Origin of the sequence: Natrinema versiforme JCM 10478, from assembly GCF_000337195.1 — an archaeon.
GTDB lineage: Archaea > Halobacteriota > Halobacteria > Halobacteriales > Natrialbaceae > Natrinema > Natrinema versiforme.
In genome coordinates, this window is sequence record NZ_AOID01000062.1 from 1 (window position 1) to 24,619 (window position 24,619).

A 24,619-nucleotide genomic window follows, 5' to 3' on the forward strand; every position below is an offset into this window, starting at 1 on the left:
CGAACGACGCCTTGTACGACGTATAGAATTGAAGGGCACGAAACGGGAGATGGTGCAAGCGCCGGTTCATCCGCGTGCCGTAGTCGATACTGTCGCGCATCTCTTTGAGGTCTTCAAAGACGATGCACGACCTCTCGAACTGCTGGCTCCACTCCACGATGTGCCGAGACACCTTGTGGAGTCGGTCGCGGACAACCCGTTCCTCACGTCCTCCAAGTGTGTCGTGGATGCTGTCCTTTCCCGCGTTCTGTACGCGCTTTCGCATCGTGAAGTAGCGGTGGCGCTCGAACTTGATTTCGGGGAAATCGATAACCAACGAGTCCTCAACGCCATCCTCTGAGAGAGCGGTGAGAGCCACGTTGTCCTCGTTCACGTCCACGCCAACAACCGTCTGTGAATCGTACTTGTCTCGAACGGTCTGTTCGGTGCTAGTGATATTGACGTGCAACTCGGGGTTGTCGTTGTGGAACAGGGCTTCAGCCGTCCCAATCTTCCACTCGTCACTCGTGAGCGCAGTCTTGAGAATGTCGAGGTGAGCATCACTCCCTTTGAGGACGCCCTCAACGTGCTTGTACGGCTTCGCGCTGATTCGGAACGCCACGTCGCCGTGGTCGGTGAGCGACAGATTGTACCCTTCCTCGTAGTTCGCACGAAGCGGGTACCCGCCGTCCTTGGTGTGACTCGGCTGGCCGAAGTCGTCGTACTCGTAGTAGTTCTCCATCGCACCGAGTGCCTTCGCAACAACACGCTGAGTAGTGTTCTTCACGAGGTCAACGTCGTCGGCTACCCTGTCGGGTATGGCGTCCCAGTCCACGCCTTCTTTGGCGAGTCGGATGGTTTCGTTGTACGCCCACCGCGCTTCGAGTGTGGCGTCGTACAGCAGGCCCTGGTTGTCACTCTGGATGTCGAGTTGGAAGTCCAGCGTCTTGACGAGAGCCTGTGCGTCGGTCATTCGCTCCAGTACCAGTGTAGTAGTGCGATTATCTTGAATGCCAGCCATCCACAGTGAAAGTGGAACACTCACCTGAGCTTACGGCCTTCACCCTCGGGGTCAAGCCCCGAGGCACTCGGCCTGCTCCGCCTGTAGANTCCACAGTGAAAGTGGAACACTCACCTGAGCTTACGGCCTTCACCCTCGGGGTCAAGCCCCGAGGCACTCGGCCTGCTCCGCCTGTAGACGGTCGCCGATCCGATGGATGAGTCAGCCGATCGCGGTCAGAGCGGGCGTCGATTCGCCTCACGGAAAAGCAAGGAGAAAGCCCCGTCTTTCAGGCCGGGGAGGACGTCAACGGAGGGAATCGTCGTCGAAAGCAAAGGTTTCTTCGTCGACAAGGTTGAACTCGGCAGCAACGAGATTACCCGCTGGGTCGAATATTTCAGATTCGTCACGAAGGACGTAGAGTTCTCCCTCTTCCGTTTCTGCTCCCTCTTGTGGGAAGAAGAGGAACTGATTGTTCGTACCGAAGTATTCGGCATGGACGGTATTGTAATCCGTAAATAGGCCGCTTTGCTCGATGTCCTGTGGAACCCAGCCCTGCGGTCCCGACGTGATTCTAAACGGGGCACTCGAGAAGAAGTTATCCGGGCGAACGGCGGCTTCGCCACCATTATCATCCACAATCTCGAAGTCCTCCTCGGACTCGAGTTCGAACGGGAGGTCTTCGTCAGTGAGCGGTCGATATTGGACACGGACGAGATCGGTGATCGCTAACTCGTCTTCGGTCGGCGACGATAACCGATCGTCGAACACGTACTGCTCCCCTTCTTCGATCTGTGCATCTTGGGGCACGAAGAGATACCCTTCCTCGTTCGTGTTGAAGTGTTCGATGACGCGGACGTTGTGGTTCTGCAGGACGTCCGGATTGTCCACGACGGGAGCATCCTGCAATGGCGGCGAGACGACCCGGAAGACCGCGCCCGAGAAATACGCTTCGCCGGTCGCGATCGCCTCTCGAAACTGCCCGTCACTGCCACCGTCGTTGGTTCCGGTCGTCTCCTGTGCCACCGTGCGTCCGGTCATACCGAGTCCCAATGCAGCCGAGGCGACCGACCCCGCCTTCACGAACCATCGTCGCGATTTCGATTTCCGGCCAGACTGATCGTTCATTGTGAATCAACGTCCATCTCGGACGAGCGGCCGTTCACTCCGTCCGCAGATAGTCCTCATGCTGGCTCTTGCAGCCTCGATTGGCTGTGCTATGGGCTTCCAGAGCCCTAATTCTCCGGCTTGGACCGAAGTCGTCGTCCGAAGAAGCCGACGAGTTCGCTCACGTAGCCAGTTCCCCAGATTGCGACGATCACTGCGCCGACTGCATTGAACACGAAGTCGGTAACGATATCGTCGATTCCGTAGACAGTGACCACCGCCCCGCCGAGGGCGAACTCGAGAACCTCCCAGATGACACCGATCGCGAGAACGAAGACGACGATGAACACGGATCGAAACGTCGAGGGGACGTTCATCTCGTCGGAATAGAGTTCGAATGCACGGAAGGCCGCATACCCCAGACCTGCGATGACTGCCGCCGAGACGGTGTGTGCAATCTCATCGTACCACTGGTACGTTTCATAGAGCCAGAGCGATCCCATCGTGTGGAGGAGGACGGCGGCAGTGATCCAGAGGACGAGGCCGGCGTCCATCGAGTATCCGTATTCCCAACGCAACCACGCCGGCAGGAGCGTTATCCCGAGCGCCAATCCCGCCGTTCCGGAGATGCCGAACTGAAACGTCACTACCCCGTACCCGAGGAGCGCGGCGAGCCCCAGTTGCAGGCCCCGAACGAGACGGCGCTCCTGTGCGTCCGTCAGCCCCAGCGCGTCGCCGAGCGTCATGAGGAGTCCGCTCCGTTCGTGGCCCGCTCGAGAGCGCCTGCCGGCCTGAATCGGACGACGTACCACTGGAAGAGTCCACCGAGTACGAGCCCCACGACAGTGACAGTGACGAAATCCCACTGGAGTTCCGTCTGTGAACGCAGATACTCGGTCTCGAGCCACCGGTCCGAGTAGAACTGCGCGACGGTCCAAAGCGCTTGGAGCGCCATCGTCGTCAGCACCGCGAAGCCGACCGCGAACCGACGACTCAGTTCGACCGACGCGAACGTCTCCAGCTCAACGACGATGATGAGTGCGAGCGTCGCAACGGTGAGATACACGACGGTTTCGGACGGAAATCCGGCCACACCGGCAACGGCCGAGAGCGTAGCGACTGCCGAGAGCGGCCAGGAAACCATTGCCGTCCAGTCACCAGTGAGCAGCGCTGGAACGGATACCGTAGCGACGATCACGAGTTCGAATCCGCCCCAGAGTAACACGCCTGTAAGAACGCTCTCGATGGCACCCAGCGCAACGATGCCTATCAACGACCATCCGATGACGGCGTTCATCCGCTCGTCGCGGACGAGTTTCTCGAGCGTCACAGCGTACTAACTAGGGTCAAGAACACTAAAACCCACAACCGGATTTGCAGCGATTCAAAGGGTGATCGAGAGGACGGAACGGAGCGCTGGTTTTGCCGGATGCCTCAACTCCGAACCCCGGCTTCGGTGTCCGTCGATGGCGGCGTCTGGAGTTGCCCCTGGAGGTACCGCTTGCCGCGTCGAGTCAGCCGATACTTCCCCCGTTCGACCTTTTCGACGAACCCGTGGTCCGCCAGTTCGATCAGGCGACGGTTCACTTCTTTCCGGCTGAATCCGGTATTGAAGGCGACGACCGCCGGCGTCAGGACGAGATCCGTACTATGGAGCGCGGCGAGGATCTCGTCATCCATTGGGGTCATCCACTCAGCCGGTCGTCGGATTTGCGACGGCTCGGTCAACAGCACGCGCGCCCACTCGGTCGTCCGCACATCGTTCGTCACGGGATCATAGAGTCCGAAGACGACCAGTAACGCGGCCACGCCGTGGACCCAGTGGACGAACCGTGGCGCGACTAGCTCGACGATCGGCCCGCCAACCACGGCCAACACTAGCCCGGCAACGGTCACGAGCACGAACCGACGGTAGGCCGTCACTGGCGCCTCGAGCGAGAGGAGATACAGGAGCTCGAGGGCGACGACGGTCCCGATCGCGAGATTGTAGCCGACGAAGGGGTCTAGTCCGACCACGCGCCCTCACCTCCGGCTCTCCCGTGGCGGAGCTGTCGGTGGCGGAGTATCAGCAGGCCGACGAAGATCGCGATGATCGTGTTCGCCGCGCTTCGGAGGACGTGGAGGACCAGTGACTCCGGCTCGACGACGAGCAACATCGTGTGGTAGATCGTCAGCGCGACCATCCCGACCGAGAGGAGAGCGATCGCCGTGCCGAAAGGAGAGTCGCGGAAGATCCCCCAGCACAAGAGCGCGAACACCCCAGCGCCGGTGCCGGCGATGATCGCGAACGGGACGCCGAGAAGGTGGACGACGGAATGGGGCACGCGTGAGCGTTCGGTTCCGGGTGTCGTTAAGCTGCGGCATGGTATTTCAGTGGCGTGGCGATCGGATCGAGACATATCTCGAGTACGGTCCGATATCGGCCGGCGGACTCGTCGCTATAGGAGCTCTTGAAAGTCACTGCACACCCGATCGAAGGATAGCGTTGCGATCGGTGTGTCAATCGTTTCAGGGCTCCTATTGGCCCACGGTAATCATCCATGAACCGCGCCTCACCGATCGGCCATCCCTCGGTTCCCACTGCCAGTATCGCCCCTCACCGTTCGGTCGGATCATCGTGGCCTGCGGATAACAAAGCCGGTCGTCGTCGATCACTTGATCGTAATGGCACTGACCCAAATCGACCACGTCAGCGAGAACGAGGAGATGCAGGAGTGTATCGATAGTTGTTTCGAGTGCGCACAGGCCTGCGAGTGGTGTGCCGACGAGTGCGCCGATGAGGGCGAAGACATGGCCGAGTGCCTCCGACTGTGCCGGGATGTCGCCGACCTGACGACCATGCACGCCCGGTTCATGGCACGCAATTCCGGCTATAGTTCGGACCTCGCCGCGATCACCGCCGACGCCTGCGAGGAGTGCGCCGACGAATGCGAGCAACACGACGCCGAGCACTGTCAGGTCTGTGCGGACGTCCTCCGCGACTGTGCGGAGACCTGCCGAGACATGGCTTCGGCCTGAGGATGCCGTCCACCCCGGTTCGTAGCTCCGAGTGCAACTCGCTCCCAATCGAGACAACCACGAGCGCCGGATCATGGACGCAACGACGAAAGTGACAATCGCCGGTAACAGTGTACTCGGTTACTGGTTACTCGTGGCTCCGTTCGTCCTCGGCACGTCAGCGGCCGGTCGCTGGAACGACATCGTCGTCGGCGCTATGGTCATCCTTGTCGCCGGCTATAACTACACCAGGGCCGTCAGCCGGCGACCTATAAGCGCAACCGGCGCGGGTCTCGTCGCGGTCCTCGGACTCTGGCTCGTCGTCGCGCCGTTTGCGCTCGGTCTCAAGGGCGTTGCGCTGTGGAACGATGTCGTCTCAGGCACGCTCGTGGCGAGTTTCGGGAGCTACAACGCGTACGTCGCTGGCAGTGCTCCGACCCTTCAAGCGACTGCCCAATAGGAAAGACGATCGGTGACGAGAGATGAACCGGTTATCGATGATCGGCGATCGATCCGTGCGGACAGCGACCCGGACCTCACAGTGATCATGCAGTACAAACCCCTCGAGGAATACGGCCTGATTGGTGACGGGAACACGGTTGCGTTAGTCGGTCGCGACGGTTCGATCGACTGGTGTCCGTTCCCGCATGTGGAGTCGCCGAGCGTCTTCGCCGCGCTGCTCGATGCCGATCGCGGCGGCCACTTCGCTGTGCGGCCAACGCAGTCGTTCGAATCCGTCCAGCAGTATCGCGACCGCACCAACGTCCTCGAGACGAGGTTTCGGACCGCCGGCGGCAACGCGACGGTGACGGATTTCATGCCCGTCGACGAGGCGACCGAATCCGGGACAGGCGACCGACCGCCAGCCGTCTATCGGCAACTGGGCTGTGAGGACGGGTCGATCGAACTCGCGGTCGCGTTCGAACCGCGATTCGACTACGCCCGAGAGGTGCCCACTGTCGAACCGGCAAGCGAAGGCGTCGTCGCGGCCGGCGACGACGAACGAGTGATCGTGTCCAGCGACGTTCCACTCGAGCCGTCGGCCGACGGCCACGCCGCTGACGCGACGGTGACGCTCGAAGCCGGCGAGACGCGCTGGCTGGTGCTGAGCTACGGCGAAGCGATCCCACACGAGCCGTCGTCCCATTGGGAAACGCTCGCCGACACCGTCGATTACTGGCGGGAGTGGACCCACGACTGTGACGGGGACGATTGCCCCGTCGGCGGCCCGTGGCACGACTTCGCGGTCCGGTCGTCGCTCGTCCTCAAGCTTCTCCTCCACCGGGAGACCGGTGCCGTGTGTGCGGCCCCGACGACATCGCTGCCCGAGGACCTCGGTGGCGTCCGCAACTGGGACTATCGATTCAACTGGATCCGCGACGCGGCCTTCACGGTCCGGGTACTATCTGAACTCGGTCATCTCAAGGAGGCCCGCTCGTATTTCGAACTCTGTCTCGATCACTGTCGCCACCACGACCCCGAGGCAGTGCCGCCGGTTTACGGCCTCAACGGCGAGGAGGTCCCCGACGAAACGGTCCTCGATCACTTGAGCGGGTACGAGGGATCGGCCCCCGTTCGTATCGGAAACGAGGCCAAGAACCAACACCAACTCGATGTCTACGGTGAACTGATCCTCGCAATCTACGAGAGTGTCCGCTACGGCGAGCCGATGACGTACGATGACTGGTCGGTGATGTGCGACCTCATCGACTACGTCTGCGAGGGATGGGACGAGCCCGACGCCGGCATCTGGGAGGTTCGATCGGACCACGAACAGTTCGTCTACTCGAAGGTGATGTGCTGGACGGCCCTCGATCGAGGGATCGAACTCGCCGAAGCGGCCGACGACCTCTCAGCGCCAGTCGAGCATTGGCGGTCGTGTCGTGACGACGTTCGCCGAGCGATCCTTGAACAGGGGTACAGCGAAGAGGCGGACAGTTTCGTGCGATCGTTCGGCGACGGGGAGGTGCTTGACGCGTCGAATCTCCTCGTCCCAATCGTCGGATTCCTCCCGCCCGACGACGCTCGCGTACAGGGGACGATCGACGCGACGATCGAGCGCCTGACCACCGACGACGGTCTCGTCCGGCGCTATGAGGGTGACGACGGGCTCCCCGGCGAAGCGAGTCCGTTCGTCGTCTGCTCGTTCTGGCTCGTGAGTGCACTGGCACTCTCGGGACGGACCGACGAGGCGAGAGAGCGCTTCGAGGCGATTCTCGACTACGCCAGTCCGCTCGGATTGCTGGCGGAAGGGATCGATCCGGACTCCGGTGAACAGCGCGGGAATATCCCGCAGGCGTACAGTCACATCGGGCTGCTCAACAGTGCGCTCTATCTCGCCGCCAACGATTCGAGTGGCGAGTCGGTAGCGCTCGGACGCAATGAGTCGCTTCAAGATGGCGGCTCGAGCGGGGCGATCGTTCGCCGGCCGAACGACCGCGGGTGAGAGACGAACATACCAATGACCGACGACAGACACGACGATTCGAACGGCGAACCGGATGCTACGACAACCGACGCTCGAGAGCGGCGCTCGAGTGTCGACGGTGGCGGTGGAAACGACGGTGATCGCAATCGGGATACCGATAACGGCGAGGAACGTGGCGAGACCGGCAGTGAAGATCATGACGGAGACGACGGTGGCTCGATGCGGCCGGGAGACATGATGCTTGCCCACCCGACGAAGGAAGTGTGGGTCCAGTACGCTGTTATTTCGCTCGGTCTCTGGCTTCTCGCGAGCGCGCCAACGCTGGGCTACGAGAGCACACTGATGACGTGGAACAGCGTCATCAGTGGTTTCGTTCTAATCGCGCTGGCCGGGTTCACGATTTATCAGGAGAGCGGCTACGCCAACTACGCTAACGGGTTCGTCGGCCTCTGGCTGTTGCTTTCGCCGATCGCGTTCTGGGCACCATCGGCAGCGGCGTACGCCAACAATTCCCTCGTCGGTGTCATGGTGATCACGTTCACGGTCCTCATCGTGATGCGCTCGGAGATGGAGGGACCGACCATCCCACCGGGCTGGTCGTACAACCCCTCAACAGGCGCCCAGCGCGCCCCGCTGATCGCACTCGGAATACTCGGCTTCTTCGCCTCGTGGTACATGGCCGCCTTCCAGTTGGGCTACATCGAGAGCGTCTGGGATCCGCTGTACAATCCCGGGACCGAAGGGGTCCTCACGTCTCAGGTATCAAAGGCATTCCCGGTCTCCGACGCCGGCCTCGGCGCAGTGGCCTACTCGGTCGAGGCCCTGATGGGATTCATGGGCGATCGCCGGCGCTGGCGGACGATGCCGTGGATGGTCGCATTCTTCGGCGTCGTCGTGATCCCGCTGGGCTTCATGCAGGTACTGCTGGTCATCATGCAGCCGATCATGGTCGGAACGTGGTGTACCCTCTGTCTCCTCTCGGCCTTCGGCATGCTATGGATGATCTCGCTGACAGTCGATGAGGTGGTCGCGATGGGTCAGTACGTCGTCCGACTGATGCGCCAAGGTGACAGTCTCTGGACCGCCTTCTGGATGGGTGGCACGATTCCCGAGGATGAGGCCGGTGTCGACGAAACCGGAACACGGCCGATCGGTGACTCTCCGATCGGCGAACCGTTCTGGGGCGTCTCGATCCCGTGGACGCTGCTCGGTGCAATGGCGCTCGGTGTCTGGCTCATGCTCTCGCCGACTCTCTTCGGAACGACAGGGCTCATGGCCGATAGCAGCCACTTGGTCGGTTCGTTGGTCGTCTCCTTTACCGTGATCGCGAGCGGCGAACCCGCGCGCGCCGTTCGGTTCCTCAATATCCCGCTCGCTGTCTGGATTGTCGTCGCTCCGTGGCTGTTCGCTGGCGTCCCGACGATCGCCGCGATCAACGCCGTCATAGCCGGCGCGCTCACCCTGGTCCTCAGCGTCCCGCGAGGACCGATTACGGATCGTTACGGCGGCTGGGAACGGTATGCCACCTCCGAGACAGTCGACCGACTGAACCCCCTCAGTAGCTAACTATGTCCGGAACTACCGACTCTGAAGTCGTCGTCGTCACAGGTGCATCAGCCGGCGTCGGGCGAGCCACCGCTCGCGCGTTCGCCGAACGCGGCGCGAAGATCGGCCTCCTCGCGCGCGGCGAGGAGGGGCTTGAAGGGGCGCGCGAAGACGTCGAGGAAGCCGGCGGCGAGGCTGTCGTCGTCCCGACGGATGTGGCCGACTCCGACGCGGTCGAGGCCGCCGCCGAGACCGTCGAGGACGAGTTCGGCCCGATCGATGTCTGGGTGAACAACGCGATGGTGTCCGTGTTCTCGCCAGCCGCAGAGATGACTGCCGCCGATTACCACCGCGTCACCGAGGTCACCTACCTCGGCTACGTCAACGGTACGTTGGCCGCCCTCGAGCGGATGCGTCCCCGTGACGAGGGGACGATCGTCCAGGTCGGCTCCGCCCTGGCGTACCGAGGCATTCCGCTGCAGTCGGCCTACTGCGGCGCGAAACACGCGATACAGGGGTTCACCGAATCCGTCCGGACGGAACTCATCCACGATGACTGCGACGTGCAGCTGTCGATGGTGCAGATGCCCGCGATGAATACGCCCCAGTTCGAGTGGTCGAAGAGCCGAATGCCACGGAAACCCCAGCCGGTCCCACCGATCTATCAGCCCGAGGTCGCCGCTCGGGCGATCTGCTGGGCCGTCGACCACGGCCGGGACGAGCTATGGGTCGGACGATCGACGGTGAAAGCAATCCTCGGGAACCGTTTGATCCCGCGGCGACTCGACAACTACCTTGCCAGCGGCGGCTACGACTCTCAACTGACCGATGAGCCGGTGGATCCCGATCGAGAGCACAACCTGACCAAGCCGGTGGCCGGCGACTTCGGCGCTCGCGGCCCGTTCGAGGACCGGGCACGCGAGCGGAGCTACCAGCTGCAGGCGTCGATGCATCGACGAGCCCTCGCCCTAATCACCGGTCTCATAGCCGCGATCGCGAGCGCCGTTCTCGGTTGGCGCGTCGTATCGACCGACTCCAACTGATTTACTGAGATCGTGAGTGCTAAATCATGATCGTCGGAATAATCGTGGTCCGTCTGGTTGCCGGGCTCTTGCTAATCCTGGCGAACGCGTTCTTCGTCGCCATCGAGTTCTCGCTGACGCGCGCTCGGCGGTTTACGGAGAATCAAGGAGAAAGCCCCGCCCTTTAGGGCGGGGATGAATCCAACAACTCCTACACATTCCACCGTTCGATAGCACGGCTGGATATTCCACGTCCGAATCTACACATTCAAGTAGTTTTATCTACATAGGTTACGTATGGCGGAACAAGTCGTCACCCGCACCTACACTGCTTCCATACGGAATCCGAAACAGGTGTCTGACGACCTTGATTCGCTTGGGTTCTCAGCCTCGAAACTCTGGAACGTCGGACGGTGGGTCTGTGACCGCGTGTGGTCAGAGATATGCCATATCCCCGGCCACAACGAACTCACCACGTACTTGAAATCGCACGAACGCTACGATGACCTGCATTCTCAGTCAAGTCAGCGAGTCCTCCAAGAACTCGCTGAAGCGTTCAACGGGTGGTACGGCAAACGACGCAACGGAGACACGAAAGCAAACCCACCGAAGTACCGCAAACACGGCGACGAACACCCTCGAAGTACGACTACGTTCAAAGACGCAGGGTTCAAACTCGACACCACGTACAAGAGAGTCCGACTCAGCAAAGGATCGAACCTGAAAGAATACTGGTCGGACTTTATCCTCTGCGAGTATCAGACTCAGCCCGATGTTGACCTCTCTACCGTGGAGAGCGTCCAACAAGTACGTGCAGTCTGGACTGGTGAGGAGTGGGAACTGCACTTCGTGTGTAAAGTCGAAATCGACGTTGCGGAAGTCTCCGGTGAGAAGACGGTTGGCGTTGACCTCGGCATCAACAACTTCGCCGCACTCGCCTACGAAAACGGCCACAGCGAACTCTATCCGCTCAACTGCTTGAAGCAGGACGACTACTACTTCAGCAAGCGAATCGCCCAGTGTGACGATTCTGACTCAGAGCAGTCCACGCGGTTGAACCAGAAGAAATCTGCTCGCCGCACCCACTACTTCCATACACTATCTAAACACATCGTCCAACGATGTGTTGACGAAGGTGTTGGAACGATTGTGGTGGGCGACCTCTCCGGTATCCGTGAGGACGAGGAGAACGGCGAGTCAAAGAACTGGGGGAAGCACGGCAACCTCGACCTACATTCGTGGGCGTTCGACCGCTTCACCGACCTGCTCGAATATAAGGCCAAAATGGAAGGCATCACGGTTGAAGAGGTGTCCGAGCGTGATACGTCAAAGTCATGTTCGTGCTGTGGGCGCACGCGGAAGGCCAATCGTGTTGAACGCGGGTTGTACGTCTGTGATGAGTGCGATATGGTGGCGAACGCGGACGTGAACGGTGCTGAGAACATTCGGAAGAAAGTATCTCCGAGTCCCGCCACGGATGGCGGTGATAGGAGTAACGGCTGGTTGGCACAGCCATCGACGTTCTTGTTTGACAAGGAAACTGGTGCGTTCGCACCTCAAGAACACGTAACGTCGTAAACCACAATATCCCAACGACGGTCGGGAATCCTCGCCCTTCAGGGCAGGGAGGATGTCAAGGCTCCGAGCATCGCGGTCGGGATTGTCGCTGAACCCGTGCTCGCGGCCATTTTCAAGCCCCTCTTCGCGAACACAGCGCTGGAGAAGCGGCGCGATCCTCGCGTTTCTCATCATCAACCTCGTCCATCTCACCCACGGTGAGCAGACGCCGACGTACCTCGGTGTCGAACGCTCCTTTCCAGCGGCTCGATTAACCGAATCTCTCCAGTACGCCCAATATATACTGTATGGCAGCCACTCACAGTTATCAGATCCTGCCCCTCACTATTTCCCATCCAACGAGGCGGAAAAACGGTCTTTTTGGAACTGAAGATTAGTGACAAAATGATCAGTAAGTGTGAGAGATCACCCGCGTCGGTGACAGAATTGACATCATCTCATAGACAAGTGTTATTCGTCCCAGTTGATGAGCGGTGCTCGCTCGGATTCGTGGAGGACGAACGGGCCGATAGCTCCCGATTCCTTCGCGATTGAGGCCGTCCGAAGGACGTATGCAGTGAAAATAAAGAACGGAATCAGCGCAAACGTCACTCCGCCGTTGATTACCCAGACGAGTACCGGAACGCTGAGTACCGTTCCTGACACGACCTCTGGCTTCAGATAGAGCGCCGCATAGATCGAGCAGAGGAGCGCCGGAATCCCCGTATAGAGAATCCGTCGAGAGAGATTGACCAGTTCCCACTGGAGATAGTGGGCCTTGAAAAACTCCTCTGCAGGACCGAACAGTTCCAAAATGTCGACCAAATCGTCAATCGCCTCCTGTTCATCGTCACTCAAACTCCCTTGATGCTCCCAGTACAGTCGGCGAACGAGGTAAATTTTCCACGAGTAATTATACGAGAGGGCAGCTTGCATTATCGTGAACTCTCCGAACGGTGCGTCTTCCAATTCGCTGGTGATTTCGTCAGCGCTCGTGGTGATCCGGTCGACTAGCTGATCAACCCGGTCCTGAAGAAGTTGGTCGGAATTCCCCTTCACGGCCTCTTGAACTGTCTTGGCTCGATCAACGCTCGTGTTGATGAGCGTACTGAGGAACCGCTCCGGCTTCGGGGGACCAGTCCATTGAAACTCTCGTTCGGAGTCCTTCCTGAACGCCATCGATTTATCCATCCGCTCGCGTTGTCGACCCAGTGATCCGAATTCTTCGGAAAGGACAAGCTGATTGATCGAGACAACGAGCGTCATTCCGGTTATGAGAACACTGACGAGGGTCTGAAACAGCGTCTCGACCGTGTCTCCCTCAGTCAATATCGACTGGAAGGGGATGGGAAGCAGACTGAGAACCGTAAGGAGAACGAAGCAGGTGAGTATCAGTATTCCTGTAACGGTCAAGCGGCTCGCGCTGAACAAGAACCAGTCTCTGACTGATCGTCCGTTATCCATTATAGCTCAGGCGTGTAATCGATTGCCAGGGAGAGTGCGGTTCAACGATCATCTCTCGAGCCGGGCCCAGATCTACCGGTTCGTCTTGAATCGTCATCCGGAGGGCTAGCATCCTGTGGCTCGTTCTCTGATGGACTGATACGATAACGGTAATTTCTACGAGCGGGACTCATTCCGAGCGACCAGAACCGAGGAAGTCACCGACTCGAGAACGTCTTCTGTCGTGCTCCCGAAGAGTCGTTCTGTGAGGGTCGAATCCTCGCTTTCTCCGATCACGATGAGGTCGATCCCGTTATCGGCGCTATACTGAGGTATTGCGTCTTCCGGAAATCCCTCGAGAACGGCTCGTTCGGACGTAACTCCGGCCTCATCGGCCATTTTCTCGGCCTGCTCGAGCGCCTCTTCCGCTTCCTCATCAAGCGCTTCGGTGAGGTCATCCGCGATGTCGCCAACAGCGGATGAGGACATCTCTGTCCCAACGTCTACAACGTGCAGGAGATGCACCTCGGCACCCATACTCGACGCGATTTCCAGCCCGTGATTCAGCGCTGTGACGCTCGCGTCAGAGCCATCCGTCGGGATAAGGACGTCGCGGTACACGTCGAAGTTCTATTGGCCGAACGGCAAAAAGCGTGCCCCCGAGCGGGTACCCTCCCCCATGCTTTTTTGCCTCGATGCCGTATCGATGGACCAATACTGAATGCAAGCACCCGAAATACTCCTCCGTCTTGTCGCGGGTGCCGCGTTGATTCTCGCCAACGGGTTTTTCGTCACTATCGAGTTCGCGCTGACCCGTGCCCGACAGTATTCCGAAGCGGAATTCATGGAACCCGGTCTCGAACGCGCGTGGGAGATGACCGAGGACCTCGAAATCTATCTCACCGGGTGTCAGGTCGGCATCACCGCCTGTAGCATCGCACTGGGTATCGTCGCCGAACCCGCGCTTGCAGCGCTGTTCGAGCCGTTGTTCGGTGGGACGGTTCTCGCGTCGATCGGCGCGGGCGTGATCTTGGCGTACATCATCGTGAGCCTGGTGCACAAGATCTATGGCGAACAGGCCCCCACCTACCTCGGCGTCGAGCGCTCGAAACAGGTCTGCCGCTACGGCGCGACGCCGCTGTATTGGTTCACGTGGGTCATTCGACCGATTCTCCTCATCGGTGACTGGGTGGCGAAATGGACGCTTTCGCTGTTCGGCGTCGAAATGACCGGCGCGTGGCTCGAATCTGACGGCGAGGACATCGAAAAGCGTGCGGACCTCCACCGACAACTCGGGTCGATACTCGACAGCGAGGTTCCCGAAGAGCGTCGTCAGGAAGTGATGAATGCGTTGGTGGTCAAGGAAATCCCCGTCCGTGACAGCATGGTGCCGCGCGAGGAAATCGCCGCACTCTCGACCGAGAACACCCCCGACGAAAACCTCGCGGTCATCGAGGAGCATCCACATCTCCGCTTTCCACTGGTCGGCGAAGACATCGACGATTTCCGAGGGGCCGTTTATCTCGCGACGATCACAAACCAGTACGAGGCGTTCAAAAACGGTGACATCGACATCGAAGACCTCGCCGAGCCGCCGATGACGCTGCCGGCCGACGTGGAAATCAGCGACGCCATCGACCGCTTCCAGGCGGAAAATCAGGAACTCGCCCTCGTCACTGAGGAGGGACGAGTCGTTGGCCTGCTAACCTCGACGGACGCCTTCGAGGAAGTGATGGGCGAACTCGAAGACCCCATTGACGCCTACCAGCGCGAACGACGCGGGGACGACGCATCGGGACTAGACTCCCAAAGCGACCCGGCTTGAGAAACCTCGTGAGGACGGGAGCCGTCGTAGCGCGAAGAATTGGTTTGCAGACAAGCCGTTTATCCGTGTTGCTAGTCATATAACTTGGTATGCCGATGACCGCGCTCGAAGCCTCTATCAGGCTTATCGCCGGTCTATTACTCATTCTCGCCAACGGGTTTTTCGTCGCCATCGAGTTCGCGCTGACCCGCGCCCGACAGTATTCCGAAGCGGAGTTCGTGGAACCCGGAAGAAGCGCTCTCGAACGCGCGTGGGAGATGACTCAGAATTTGGAGATTTACTTGACCAGTTGCCAAATCGGGATTACGTTCTCGAGCATCGCGGTCGGTATCGTCGCCGAACCCGCGCTCACGGCCATCTTCGAACCGCTGTTCGGTGGGACCGTTCTCGCATCGGTCGGCGCAGGGGCCATCCTCGCGTTTCTCATCGTCAACCTCGTCCATCTCACCCACGGCGAGCAGACCCCTACCTATCTCGGCGTCGAGCGCTCGAAACTGGTCTGTCGGTGCTGTGCGACGCCGCTGTACTGGTGGACGCGGGCCATCTGGCCGGTCATCCAGTTTGGAGACGGGGCAGCGAAATGGACGCTTTCGCTGTTCGGCGTCGAGATGACCGGCGCGTGGCTCGAAACCGAATCCGACGTCATGCAGGGGCGTGCGGGCCTCTACAAACGCTTCAGCTCGACCCTCGAAGCAGGAAACGTTCCCGCAGAACGCCGGCAGGAGGTGATGAACGCGCTGGCCGTTGGCGATATCCCGGTCGAGGTGATCATGGTTCCACGCGAGGAGATCGTCGCACTCTCGACCGAGAACACCCCTGATGAGAACCTCGCGCTCGTCGAGGAACACTCCCATTCTCGCTACCCAGTGGTCGGCGAGGACATAGACGACTTCCATGGAATCGTTTATCTCCCGACGATCACGAACCATTTCGAGGAGGTCATGAGCGGCGACATCGACATCGAAGATATCGCCGCGTCGCCGATGACGCTTCCGGCCAAGGAGGAAATCAACGACGCCATCGACCGTTTCCAGACGGAAAACCAGGAACTCGCCCTCGTCACCGAGGACGGCGAGATCGTTGGTCTCCTGACTTCGACGGGCGCCTTCGAGGAGGTCATGGGTGACCTCGAAGACCCGATAGACAAGAGGGCCGGACACGCGCGCGGCGAAACAGATCCGACCGGGACCTGAGGACGACCTGAGGTTTTATTATCACGAGATAGTTGACCAGGAACGGTCTAGTTGAGCTAGCTTGCGGAAGAGCAGTCGTTGAGTCACTTGATTGCGAGTTCTGCAGCGCCACTCTCATAGCGGGTCACCTCGACTGTTCGTTCACGGCCGCCAGCTCGGATCGTGTGAGGATCGTCCGGGGTCCGACCGGTTTGGGTATGGGCTCGAGTTCACGCTCGCCGCCCGCTTCTGGAACTACTCCCGTCGTTCCGAACTTCGTCGTGCAGGGATATTCCGCGCCCGCTCACGGATCCAGGGGCTACCGCGTGCATGTAACCACGACTAAACCTATGCCACTGATCAACAACCCNGAGATGTGTATAAGAGACAGATCCAGGGGCTACCGCGTGCATGTAACCACGACTAAACCTATGCCACTGATCAACAACCCTTATGCGTACCGAGTCGATTCGCTGAGACAAGATGGGACGTGAAAGTTGGTCGAGTCGGACAGGATTCATCCTGGCCGCGGTTGGAAGCGCCGTCGGCTTGGGGAATATCTGGCGGTTCCCGTGGATGACTGCGGAGAACGGCGGCAGCGCCTTTCTGTTATTGTATCTGCTCATCGTCCTTACCGTCGGGGTGCCGGGCTTGCTGGCTGCGTTCGTGATTGGCCGACGGTCGAACCGGAACCCAGTCGGGGCGTTCAAATCGCTCGCCGGATCGCGCTTCTGGACGGCGTTGGGCGCGCTCTGTGTCGTCACCTCGATCGTACTCCTGTCGTTCTACAGCGTTGTCGGCGGGTGGATCCTTCGCTACTTCCTCGAGAGCGCGACGGGTGCCTATTTCGCGGCTCCCGAGACCCACTTCGCGACGATTAGCTACGGTGCCGAAGCGTTCGGGTATCAACTCGCCGTCCTCGCAATCACATCCCTGATCATCGCTGCGGGGATCAGACGCGGCATTGAGGCAACGACGAAGGTGATGATGCCCGGCATCGTCGTGTTACTCATCGGACTCGCGATCTGGGCGGGCCAGCAGCCCGGCGCAACGCAGGGATACGAGTTCTACCTCGGGTTCGACGGTACCTACCTCACGGAGAACTTCCTGTCGATACTCGGGGCCGCTGCTGGCCAGGCACTGTTCACCCTCTCGATCGGCAGCGGGACGATGATCACCTACGCCTCCTACATCAACGACGATCGGTCGCTCCCCCTCGACGCCTCAGCCATCGCTGTGTTTAATCTCGGTATCGGCATCTTGGCCGGACTCGTGGTGTTTCCGTTGCTGTTCTCGTTCGCATCGGGACCCACTGGGGGCGGTCCCGGTGCCCTGTTCGTTGGGATCGCCGGCGCGTTCGCGAGTCTGCCTGGCGGACGACTCCTCGGCGCAGTCTTCTTCCTCGTGGTTCTGCTCGCCGCCTTCACGAGCCTAGTCAGCATGCTCGAGATTCCGGTTTCGCTCCTGGTCGACGAGTTCGACCTCGAGCGGTCAACGGCGACCGGCGGGCTCTTCGCGCTGGTCGCACTGACCGGCGGCGTGAACGCGTTCAACCCCGCAGTGTTTACGCTATTCGCGGACCAGCTCGTTAATCTGCTTTTGGTGTTGGGCCTGACCGGGTTCATGCTGTACGCAGCCTGGGTACTCGGTCCGGCCGCGATCGAAGAGTACCTCAAAGGCGCGGGACCGATCTCGCGCCCACTGGTAATCCCGTGGCGATACGCGATTGGGACCGTCTTCCCGGCGTTTCTCCTCTTTACGTTCTACACCGACGTCGCAGCCCTCGTCGGGCTTTCAGTCGGAAGAGGGTCGTTGGTGGTCACGTCGCTGGTGACGCTGCTGGTACTCGTGGTAGTGGCCTGCCGCACCGTCTCCGAAACGCGACCGCAACTGAACGAGAGTGCGGACTGAGAAGGCGGGTACTGCGAACGGTACCGACTGTCGTAACGTAGATCGCGTTCCCCGTTATCGGTGTTGTGAACCTGCTCAAATCGAACGCAATAAGCGCCGAAGGCTGACTAGCATATATTCATTCATTAGATAGCCGCAGTACGAGTCGTTAGCAGCAATAGAGGGTTGCTACTATGCGGTCGGGTGGAATGCTGACCTGCTGGTTCCCAACCGAGGGGACTCCTACTGATCCGGGAACAGAACTAAGTGATTTGACACAAAGGTGTTACTAATGTCAAGTAATACTCCGTCGAACGGTGAGGAGCGTGTTGTTTCAGTGACGGAAAAAGGGCAGGCGACGATCCCAAAGCGGCTCCGGGAGAAACACGGAATTCCGGCGCCAGGACGAGTCAAATTCGTCGAGAACGAGGATGGAGAAATCGTGGTCCGACCAGTCGGCTCGATGCGAGAGTTCCGCGGTCTCGAGCGGGACGGCGATGCGGACCGTCCCGGAACAGCGGTCCTTCGCGAGGAACGCGAACGCGACAAACAGCGAGACGATGACGTAGTAGACCGTTTTTCCAGCGGCACGGAGGACGAATGACGGACGCGATCGTTTTCGATACAGAACCACTCGTTGCCTATTTGGACGACGAGCCGGGGAGTGATACTGTCGAAGAGTGGATCGACCGAGTCGCGTCCGGCGAGATAGAGGGTTACATCAGTCCATTGGCATCCTCCCACGCCTACAGACGCGGGAATCCACGAAGTGGATATTCAGGTTGCGCGTTTCCTCGGGGTTCAAGTACGCTTTCGCGTGACCCGTCGACGGTCGCCATCCAGTTGTGACCAAGGACGTGCTTTGCAGCGCGTACAGCCCTGTCAATGGGGCCTTCCTCCCCGCATACAGCGGGCGTCAAAGACGACTGGCTATTCAACCAGCGAGGAAGCACGGTTCGCGTCAGCCGAACTGCTACGCCGTGCATGGTTCACCCTCTCGTTGTGCGATATTCTCCGACGCGTTCAGGTCGGCGTGGCGTCCACGACCGCACTCCGAACACGAAAAGTAGTCGCCAGCACGGGTTCCCATCGAACCACACACCGAACACTCCTGACTGGTGTGGTACGCATCGACCTTCTCGACGCGAATACCAGCGTGTTCGGCTTTGTACGTGATGAACTGTTGGAGTTGGTGGAAATGCCATGAGTGGACACCCGACCACGAACTACTCTCACGGATACCTTCGAGGTCTTCCATCCGAATTACGGGGTTCTCACACTGTTCCGCGAACGTGATGAGGCGACGGGAGAGTTTGTGGTTCATGTCTTTGATTCGACGCTCCTCTTTGTTACCCACGCGGTTGCGTGCGCGAAGCGCACTCGCTTCCGAAAGCGAATCGCGTAGGGAACGATATTTGCGTCGAACGTACTTCGCCTCACCACCAGACACCAACATCGACTCGTCCTCACCGTAGGCAGTCACGGCGAGGATGTGACGTTCGCCTATATCGACGCCGATGGGTGTTTCTCCTGACGTGTCAGTGTCGTATTCGATAGTAAACGTACAGTACCAATCGTCGCCACGACGGTAGACCTGGAGTCGGGTCTTGTCGGTGTCTTCCTCGACCAGTCGGTCTACGGGGTCGGCTATGTCGTCGGACACTTCGATTGGCGTGTACCACCATTGGGAGACACACGGGAATCCGACGACGACCGTACCGTTCTCGGTCGTGTCGATCTCCCAGTTCTGGTTGTTAACGGCGAACGGCTGACTTTCTCGGTATCGAACCTCTCCATCCTTATTGTGGTCAGATTTGGCCTCTCGGATAGCTTGGTTTTGGATAGCCGAGTAGAGGTCATTGTCGATACTGGCCGTGGTCACGGAGTTGCCGAAGTCGCTGTTCTCCCATCCCTCGATGCAGAATTGCTTGGTGTCACGGTAGAGTCGAGAGGCACGTTGCCACTCTTTCCGCCGTGAGAAAGATGGGTTGTGGAACTTCGCGGTGACAGTCACCGTGACCATTACAATCGTAATTAGATACGATTGATTAAGTATATGTTAGAATATCAGGCCGTGCTATCGTCGGTGGTTTGCGTCATTAATTGACGGCACGTATCCACGGCCTAAAGACCGTGGCATTGCGCCTGTTCAACCTGTAACGGCGTGGAAGAGACACTGCTCGAGCGGACAGTACGACTTCGAGTCACTGAGAATCGGATAGAAGTTGATAGGGGTCTTCCCGAACATGATAGCTGTCGCGCAACCCGCTGTGCGACAGACCGCACGATCCAATCAGCCACCTACCAACACCCTACTGTGGCCTCCGGCGACGGGTCCCCCCCTTCCCGTCGTCGGCCCTGTCGCTTTTCGGCCCTCGGACGATTCTATCTCCCTGCCCAATCACTGCGTCAGTTCGACTTGTATCGACTTCGCCGTGCTGAGTACCTGCCCGGTGATGTCCTCTTGGAGGTAGCGACCGGACAGTCGCTCGAGGAGGCCACAGACCCCGATTGCAGCGGCTGGCTCGCGCTCGTCGAGGCCGAACGAGGTTTCAACACCGACAACGCTCTCGAACTGTTCTTGTCTGGAAAACGCAATCCCGTTGTCTCGGATCGATCGGCGTTCCGTCTCGAGCGACTGTTCGGTTGAAAGGGTGTTGTTAGTCACTGCTAGGAGGCCGTGTTCCGAGACGATTTCGTCGATCCGATCGGACTCGAGCGTGGCGTGTTCGGAGTCCTCTCGACGCTCACCGAGCGGACGACCGTTTCCATCGTGACCGGCAAGCGGTTCTACTACGACCCCGTCTAGCGTCACGAAGACGGCGCGGTCGCCGAGTCATAGAATCTCGAGTGAGCGTTCCGTCCGTGCCCGTAGTAGCAGGCTGCAGCAGCACTCACTCGAGCGGTGATCCCATCTCGCTCTTGGTTTCTGGCGGTTCACTGAATAGTGGCGTTGCCTTACAGTAAGGGCCAGCTTATGCACAGTGTGCCGATGAATATGAGTGACATCCTCCCACGACTAAAGTCGTGGGCTTCCCACGCCCACCAACGGGCGGTTCGGTGGTCTCTTCGGGTTTCAGACCCGACGTGCCGGTGGGAGTGCCACGCCCCCGTTACTCCTATCCCGCGAAGGACTCGGAGGTATCTGATTATGTTGTGTCGGTTCTGCTGTCCACGGGCTTACTTTTTGATGAGGCAAACACCGAGTCAACTGCCAGTTTATGGACTGCCGAGAACCGATGGGAATCCATCGTCCCGACACCATCAGAGACGGCAGGTGGACGCTCAAATGTTGCGGTTTGGGCGGTTGTGAACCGTGCGGCGATTCATCCCACGACTGAAGTAGTGGGTTTTCTCGCCTCAGTTCTATAACAGGCACTACGTATATGCTCGAAGTGTCGACAACAAATCGCCGTCCAGTGCTCGCTCAGCCGACGCCAGCAATTCACCCATATTGTGGATCTGCCAGAAACCCACGTATGTGGCAAGAATGGGGTTCTCACCGTAGTCTTCTGCCCAGCGCCCCAAGGGAACGTCCGCAACTGACTCGATATATACGAACTCCGTCCCGTTCACTGTCACACGTAGCGGGTCTACTGAAACGGATTGAGCGGGGAGCTCGCTCCGAGGTACAAGTGTTGCACAATGGTTCGGTGGGAAGACAAGCCCCGTTTTGTAATTAAAAGGCGGACGAGAAAGGAGCCCAGCCAGGAGAACGGCTTTGTCATCACAGTCACCCTCACCGTCCACAAGGGTCTCAGATGGGTAGCGGACGTATTCAGTAGTCCCCGTTGACTCTCTATCTGTGGCGTAGTCAATAGTGTCAACGAAGGATTGGACGGCATGAAGCGCCTGAGGAATAGAGGAAGACGAGTCTATGATGCGGCGGACAACGCCGTCGAGAAATTCGTTCTTTTGAGCAGCAGTAACAGCGTTTGAAATCGCGGCTTTTTCCTCACGGGCCGTCCGGTAAACGGTTCTGGGGATAGTTACGCGAACGTCCTCTTTCACACGCGGTGTCCGAACGGAATATTGACGGACGATATTTCCTCGGCTCTGCTCTTGTGTTCTCGAAACACAGCCTGCTACTGCGCCCATACCGGTTACGAGCGTCGCAAGCACCCCACGTCGCCCGTAACGATCGGTCTCACTGTTCTCCTCTTGAGAGGGTCCGTGCTGATGGGACATAACGGAGTCTTCTGGCGCTTTCGGGAGTCTGACGGCACTGATTAGAAGGGGGTATGGTACACGCAAAACGGCTGCTATGAGGAATCCCCTGTGATATATACACAGTATAGGATATGCGTCTGTGGCGGGATAGCTAGCTCACTGCTGGCGGAACGATCGAGGTTGACCCCCGTGAGCCAGTCGGATCGAAGCGCCGGCAGCTTGGATGGGTCACGACGGAAACTGATCACTCAATCGGGACACTCACACTCACGAGCGCACTGCTGGATCGCAATACCAGCGATGTTCGCGCCGTACTCGCCGGTTCGACGGATACTGTTGAGGAGGAGGCCGACGACATAGGCCTCGGCAGGATCGTCGTGGGCATAGAGGTCCCGATCGAGCGATCTGAGGTCTGCCGTCAGTTCGTCCCGTTGGGTAAGCGCCGTTTGTGCCCCCTCGACTCCGGCGTCGGCAAGGATCACGTCCGCAGCGCTATTGATAATCTGTCTGGAACTCGAGGCCAACGAATCGATCCGGTCCTCGAAGCTCGCCGGTATTGTGACTTCGGGATCGGAGGTAAAGCGAGCGATCCTTTCGGCGTGATCTGCAATGCGCTCGAACTGCCGGCAGACGTAGTAGTATTCGAACAGTTCGTCCCGGGTGTACTCGAGTTTCTCGACCTCGTGGAGGTTCGTCAGCGCCCGTCGGAAGTGGCGAGTCACCATCGCGAACAACTTGTCGGCCTCGTTGTCGCGGTCGATGACGCGCTGTGCCAGCGTCTCGTCGTCGGTCAGGACGGCACTCACCGCATCACGGTGCATCCCGAGCATCACGAGGCGGAGGCGAAGCATCGACTTGCGTATGTCGACGTTCTCGGCATCGATGAGGTTCGTCAGCCGTATTTTGGTGTCACCGGCTTCCAGCAACTCGAATCCAGAGAGGTTCGCGACCGTGTCCTCGATGATCTCACGATGTTCGGTCGAGTGTCCCGTCCTGTCGACCAGCGTCACCGTATCGAAGCCGACGGCGTGCAGCGCGTGAATCCACTGTCTGATGGCGCTGTCTGAGTCTGTCGAGACGTCCACAGTCGTCGACCGTGTCTCCGTCGTTCGGTCCGCCCCCGTCTCGACCAGCAGCGAACCGTCGCCGTTGGGATACAGCGAGAGCGCGGATCCAGCGTCGATGCCGTGTTCCTGTGCCCACGACTTCGGAAGCGAGATCGTGTACGTCGTCCCCCCGGAGAGCTGAACTTTCCGTGTCTCCATATACGGACCGCCATCGACCAAGAACACCTTAAGGTTGGTATGACTGGTCCGTGCCGATACCGAGGAGAATATATCAGTATTTATGATTGTATGTGGATGCGTGGTTTGAACCGGGTCCGTTTTGATCCGGTCACGGAGATATATAGCCGTCCGGACAGTCTGTTGCACAACTCTAACATCGGGAGCCGAGATCAGCGGGTATGTCCCGCCAAACATGGCAGCGCCCGCTCGGGGCGGGCGGCCGTGACGCGACGCGTGTCCACATCGTCGAAGCGATCGACAGGACCGCACCCGAAACGAAAGCGGAACTGGCCCGGACGGTCGATATCTCCGAACAGTACCTCTCGGAGCTATTGCAGGAACTCAAAGCCGCGGACATCGTGCGCAAAGGCTACGTCGTCGATGACGCGGCACTGTATGATAATTCGAGGCATATCTCGAAACTATACGGGTCCGATACCAGCGTCACGGAGATGGTCTCGAATGCGGAGAGCGGTGATCACGGAACGGAGGTACTGGAACTGCTCGACCGTCTGGAGTCGGTGACTACACAGCAGTACGACGCCGCCCGTGCAGCGTTTCTCGGCGAGGATGTCGAGCAGTCAGCCAAGACCCTTGAGTCGCTCACTAACGAGCGCTACTCGGCAGTCCTCGCGGAACTGAAGTCGTACACGCTGACGACCGACTGGCCGGGCAACCGCATCGCAGCGGACTTGTCGACTATTGCGACGAACCTCGAAATCGTCGGGGATCGTGCCTGTTTCATCGCCGCTGTCGTCGACCGCGAGGACACCGACGCGAGCGGTATCGTCGGTGAGCGCATGACTGACATCTTTGCCTCGGGCGCACGAATTAACGACTACCTCTCGCGGATCTTGTTCGACTGTGAGCTCGAGGTTCACGGACAGCTCCGCGAGCAGGAGGAAATCGTCCATCGAGACCTAGACGAACTGTTCGAACTCGTGACGGCATACGATCCGGACATGTACGGCTATCTGGTGACGATTACGCGAGCGCTCGAGCGAGCGATCTACTACTGGGTCGACGCGGCGGAGCTGGCGGTGCAAATCCACTCTGGTCTCCAACCGGATCACGTCGAAATTTGAGGCGCACGGACCGACCGCCAGCCACGAACGACCGGCACGAGCCCGTCAGGAACTGACCGAGCACGCTCACGGCCCTGACGAGCGCACGCCGCTCCTGCCTCCGTAGCGATTCG

25 protein-coding genes and 1 pseudogene are annotated in these 24,619 nt (G+C 59.4%); 14 read left to right on the top strand and 12 right to left on the bottom strand.

Features of this window, described 5'->3' with window-relative positions; translation table 11 throughout:
• The 6 genes from C489_RS18685 to C489_RS18710 form a co-directional block, all read right to left on the bottom strand.
• Positions 1–952: IS200/IS605 family accessory protein TnpB-related protein (locus C489_RS18685; protein WP_006432927.1), on the bottom strand; the 952-nt coding region annotated here is incomplete at its 3' end.
• A gap of 333 nt (positions 953–1,285) precedes the next feature.
• The gene (locus C489_RS18690; RefSeq protein WP_239642087.1) at positions 1,286–2,020 is read right to left on the bottom strand and encodes a hypothetical protein; all 735 of its coding nucleotides are present in this window, start codon (positions 2,018–2,020) and stop codon (positions 1,286–1,288) included.
• Positions 2,021–2,214: 194 nt separating this feature from the next.
• A complete protein-coding gene (locus C489_RS18695) occupies positions 2,215–2,832 on the bottom strand; it encodes a glycoside hydrolase family protein (protein WP_006432929.1) in 618 nt (205 codons plus the stop codon).
• The gene (locus C489_RS18700) at positions 2,829–3,416 is read right to left on the bottom strand and encodes a hypothetical protein (protein ID WP_006432930.1); all 588 of its coding nucleotides are present in this window, start codon (positions 3,414–3,416) and stop codon (positions 2,829–2,831) included. Before C489_RS18700 ends, C489_RS18695 begins: the two co-directional genes overlap by 4 nt.
• A gap of 104 nt (positions 3,417–3,520) precedes the next feature.
• Positions 3,521–4,102 carry a helix-turn-helix domain-containing protein gene (locus C489_RS18705; protein WP_006432931.1) on the bottom strand — a complete coding sequence of 194 codons (582 nt, stop codon included), beginning with the start codon at positions 4,100–4,102 and terminating at the stop codon, positions 3,521–3,523.
• Entirely contained in the window at positions 4,090–4,410 is a 321-nt protein-coding gene (locus C489_RS18710) for a hypothetical protein (RefSeq protein ID WP_006432932.1), read from the bottom strand. The genes C489_RS18705 and C489_RS18710 overlap by 13 nt, the downstream gene beginning before the upstream one ends.
• A gap of 340 nt (positions 4,411–4,750) precedes the next feature.
• Between C489_RS18710 and C489_RS18715 the strand changes: the two genes are divergently transcribed.
• From C489_RS18715 to C489_RS23140, 8 genes and pseudogenes are all read left to right on the top strand, one after another.
• Complete coding sequence (locus tag C489_RS18715; protein WP_006432933.1) at positions 4,751–5,104, top strand: four-helix bundle copper-binding protein; 354 nt, start codon at positions 4,751–4,753, stop codon at positions 5,102–5,104.
• A gap of 73 nt (positions 5,105–5,177) precedes the next feature.
• On the top strand, positions 5,178–5,543 hold the full coding sequence (locus C489_RS18720; RefSeq protein WP_006432934.1) for an SPW repeat domain-containing protein: 366 nt from the start codon (positions 5,178–5,180) through the stop codon (positions 5,541–5,543).
• Between the two features lie 12 nt (positions 5,544–5,555).
• Complete coding sequence (locus C489_RS18725) at positions 5,556–7,529, top strand: glycoside hydrolase family 15 protein (protein ID WP_006432935.1); 1,974 nt, start codon at positions 5,556–5,558, stop codon at positions 7,527–7,529.
• Between the two features lie 15 nt (positions 7,530–7,544).
• Complete coding sequence (locus C489_RS18730) at positions 7,545–9,077, top strand: vitamin K epoxide reductase family protein (RefSeq protein WP_006432936.1); 1,533 nt, start codon at positions 7,545–7,547, stop codon at positions 9,075–9,077.
• 2 nt (positions 9,078–9,079) lie between these two features.
• Positions 9,080–10,099: an SDR family oxidoreductase gene (locus C489_RS18735; protein ID WP_006432937.1), complete on the top strand. Its 1,020-nt coding sequence runs from the start codon at positions 9,080–9,082 to the stop codon at positions 10,097–10,099.
• A gap of 26 nt (positions 10,100–10,125) precedes the next feature.
• Positions 10,126–10,266, top strand: coding sequence for a hypothetical protein (locus tag C489_RS21960; RefSeq protein ID WP_006432938.1), 141 nt, complete (start codon positions 10,126–10,128; stop codon positions 10,264–10,266).
• Between the two features lie 109 nt (positions 10,267–10,375).
• Complete coding sequence (locus C489_RS18740; protein WP_006432939.1) at positions 10,376–11,656, top strand: RNA-guided endonuclease InsQ/TnpB family protein; 1,281 nt, start codon at positions 10,376–10,378, stop codon at positions 11,654–11,656.
• Positions 11,657–11,710: 54 nt separating this feature from the next.
• Positions 11,711–11,891: pseudogene (locus C489_RS23140) on the top strand (hypothetical protein); the annotation flags it as partial.
• Between the two features lie 215 nt (positions 11,892–12,106).
• Here C489_RS23140 and C489_RS18745 read toward each other — a convergent pair.
• Together C489_RS18745 and C489_RS18750 are read right to left on the bottom strand one after the other, a co-directional pair.
• The gene (locus tag C489_RS18745; protein ID WP_006432940.1) at positions 12,107–13,099 is read right to left on the bottom strand and encodes a hypothetical protein; all 993 of its coding nucleotides are present in this window, start codon (positions 13,097–13,099) and stop codon (positions 12,107–12,109) included.
• A 156-nt stretch (positions 13,100–13,255) separates the two neighbouring features.
• Positions 13,256–13,699, bottom strand: a complete 444-nt coding sequence (locus tag C489_RS18750; RefSeq protein ID WP_006432941.1) for a universal stress protein — start codon at positions 13,697–13,699, stop codon at positions 13,256–13,258.
• A gap of 100 nt (positions 13,700–13,799) precedes the next feature.
• On the opposite strand from C489_RS18750, the gene C489_RS18755 reads away from it, so the two are divergent.
• From C489_RS18755 to C489_RS21110, 4 genes are all read left to right on the top strand, one after another.
• Complete coding sequence (locus tag C489_RS18755; RefSeq protein WP_006432942.1) at positions 13,800–14,903, top strand: CNNM domain-containing protein; 1,104 nt, start codon at positions 13,800–13,802, stop codon at positions 14,901–14,903.
• Between the two features lie 95 nt (positions 14,904–14,998).
• Positions 14,999–16,096 (top strand): CNNM domain-containing protein, encoded by a 1,098-nt coding sequence (locus C489_RS18760; protein WP_049891115.1) that lies wholly within the window; start codon positions 14,999–15,001, stop codon positions 16,094–16,096.
• A 462-nt stretch (positions 16,097–16,558) separates the two neighbouring features.
• Positions 16,559–17,986, top strand: a complete 1,428-nt coding sequence (locus C489_RS18765) for a sodium-dependent transporter (protein WP_049891089.1) — start codon at positions 16,559–16,561, stop codon at positions 17,984–17,986.
• 271 nt (positions 17,987–18,257) lie between these two features.
• Positions 18,258–18,569: an AbrB/MazE/SpoVT family DNA-binding domain-containing protein gene (locus tag C489_RS21110; RefSeq protein WP_006432945.1), complete on the top strand. Its 312-nt coding sequence runs from the start codon at positions 18,258–18,260 to the stop codon at positions 18,567–18,569.
• Between the two features lie 369 nt (positions 18,570–18,938).
• On the opposite strand, the gene C489_RS18775 is transcribed toward C489_RS21110, so the two are convergent.
• Together C489_RS18775 and C489_RS22775 are read right to left on the bottom strand one after the other, a co-directional pair.
• A complete protein-coding gene (locus C489_RS18775; RefSeq protein WP_006432946.1) occupies positions 18,939–19,988 on the bottom strand; it encodes an RNA-guided endonuclease TnpB family protein in 1,050 nt (349 codons plus the stop codon).
• Positions 19,989–20,366: 378 nt separating this feature from the next.
• Positions 20,367–20,633 (bottom strand): transcriptional regulator, encoded by a 267-nt coding sequence (locus C489_RS22775; protein ID WP_006432947.1) that lies wholly within the window; start codon positions 20,631–20,633, stop codon positions 20,367–20,369.
• A 12-nt stretch (positions 20,634–20,645) separates the two neighbouring features.
• Between C489_RS22775 and C489_RS22930 the strand changes: the two genes are divergently transcribed.
• On the top strand, positions 20,646–20,774 hold the full coding sequence (locus C489_RS22930; protein ID WP_275039583.1) for a hypothetical protein: 129 nt from the start codon (positions 20,646–20,648) through the stop codon (positions 20,772–20,774).
• A gap of 569 nt (positions 20,775–21,343) precedes the next feature.
• Here the strand turns inward: C489_RS22930 and C489_RS21725 are convergent.
• The gene (locus C489_RS21725; protein ID WP_152423197.1) at positions 21,344–21,976 is read right to left on the bottom strand and encodes a hypothetical protein; all 633 of its coding nucleotides are present in this window, start codon (positions 21,974–21,976) and stop codon (positions 21,344–21,346) included.
• 407 nt (positions 21,977–22,383) lie between these two features.
• Positions 22,384–23,400: a phosphate signaling complex PhoU family protein gene (locus tag C489_RS18790; RefSeq protein WP_006432948.1), complete on the bottom strand. Its 1,017-nt coding sequence runs from the start codon at positions 23,398–23,400 to the stop codon at positions 22,384–22,386.
• A gap of 200 nt (positions 23,401–23,600) precedes the next feature.
• Here C489_RS18790 and C489_RS18795 point away from each other — a divergent pair, with 200 nt between their 5' ends.
• Positions 23,601–24,506, top strand: coding sequence for a hypothetical protein (locus tag C489_RS18795; RefSeq protein ID WP_006432949.1), 906 nt, complete (start codon positions 23,601–23,603; stop codon positions 24,504–24,506).
• Positions 24,507–24,619 lie beyond the last annotated feature (113 nt).

Bases quoted from the DNA above. Each gene is read 5' to 3' on its own strand.
- C489_RS18740 (WP_006432939.1), top strand. From the start codon at position 10,376: ATGGCGGAACAAGTCGTCACCCGCACCTACACTGCTTCCATACGGAAT.
- C489_RS18720 (WP_006432934.1), top strand. From the start codon at position 5,178: ATGGACGCAACGACGAAAGTGACAATCGCCGGTAACAGTGTACTCGGT.
- C489_RS18760 (WP_049891115.1), top strand. From the start codon at position 14,999: ATGACCGCGCTCGAAGCCTCTATCAGGCTTATCGCCGGTCTATTACTC.
- C489_RS21110 (WP_006432945.1), top strand. From the start codon at position 18,258: ATGTCAAGTAATACTCCGTCGAACGGTGAGGAGCGTGTTGTTTCAGTG.
- C489_RS18775 (WP_006432946.1), bottom strand. From the start codon at position 19,988: ATGGTCACGGTGACTGTCACCGCGAAGTTCCACAACCCATCTTTCTCA.
- C489_RS18755 (WP_006432942.1), top strand. From the start codon at position 13,800: ATGCAAGCACCCGAAATACTCCTCCGTCTTGTCGCGGGTGCCGCGTTG.
- C489_RS18715 (WP_006432933.1), top strand. From the start codon at position 4,751: ATGGCACTGACCCAAATCGACCACGTCAGCGAGAACGAGGAGATGCAG.
- C489_RS18745 (WP_006432940.1), bottom strand. From the start codon at position 13,099: ATGGATAACGGACGATCAGTCAGAGACTGGTTCTTGTTCAGCGCGAGC.
- C489_RS18765 (WP_049891089.1), top strand. From the start codon at position 16,559: ATGGGACGTGAAAGTTGGTCGAGTCGGACAGGATTCATCCTGGCCGCG.
- C489_RS18695 (WP_006432929.1), bottom strand. From the start codon at position 2,832: ATGACGCTCGGCGACGCGCTGGGGCTGACGGACGCACAGGAGCGCCGT.
- C489_RS18690 (WP_239642087.1), bottom strand. From the start codon at position 2,020: ATGACCGGACGCACGGTGGCACAGGAGACGACCGGAACCAACGACGGT.
- C489_RS21960 (WP_006432938.1), top strand. From the start codon at position 10,126: ATGATCGTCGGAATAATCGTGGTCCGTCTGGTTGCCGGGCTCTTGCTA.
- C489_RS18735 (WP_006432937.1), top strand. From the start codon at position 9,080: ATGTCCGGAACTACCGACTCTGAAGTCGTCGTCGTCACAGGTGCATCA.
- C489_RS18790 (WP_006432948.1), bottom strand. From the start codon at position 23,400: ATGGAGACACGGAAAGTTCAGCTCTCCGGGGGGACGACGTACACGATC.
- C489_RS18730 (WP_006432936.1), top strand. From the start codon at position 7,545: ATGACCGACGACAGACACGACGATTCGAACGGCGAACCGGATGCTACG.
- C489_RS18795 (WP_006432949.1), top strand. From the start codon at position 23,601: ATGTCCCGCCAAACATGGCAGCGCCCGCTCGGGGCGGGCGGCCGTGAC.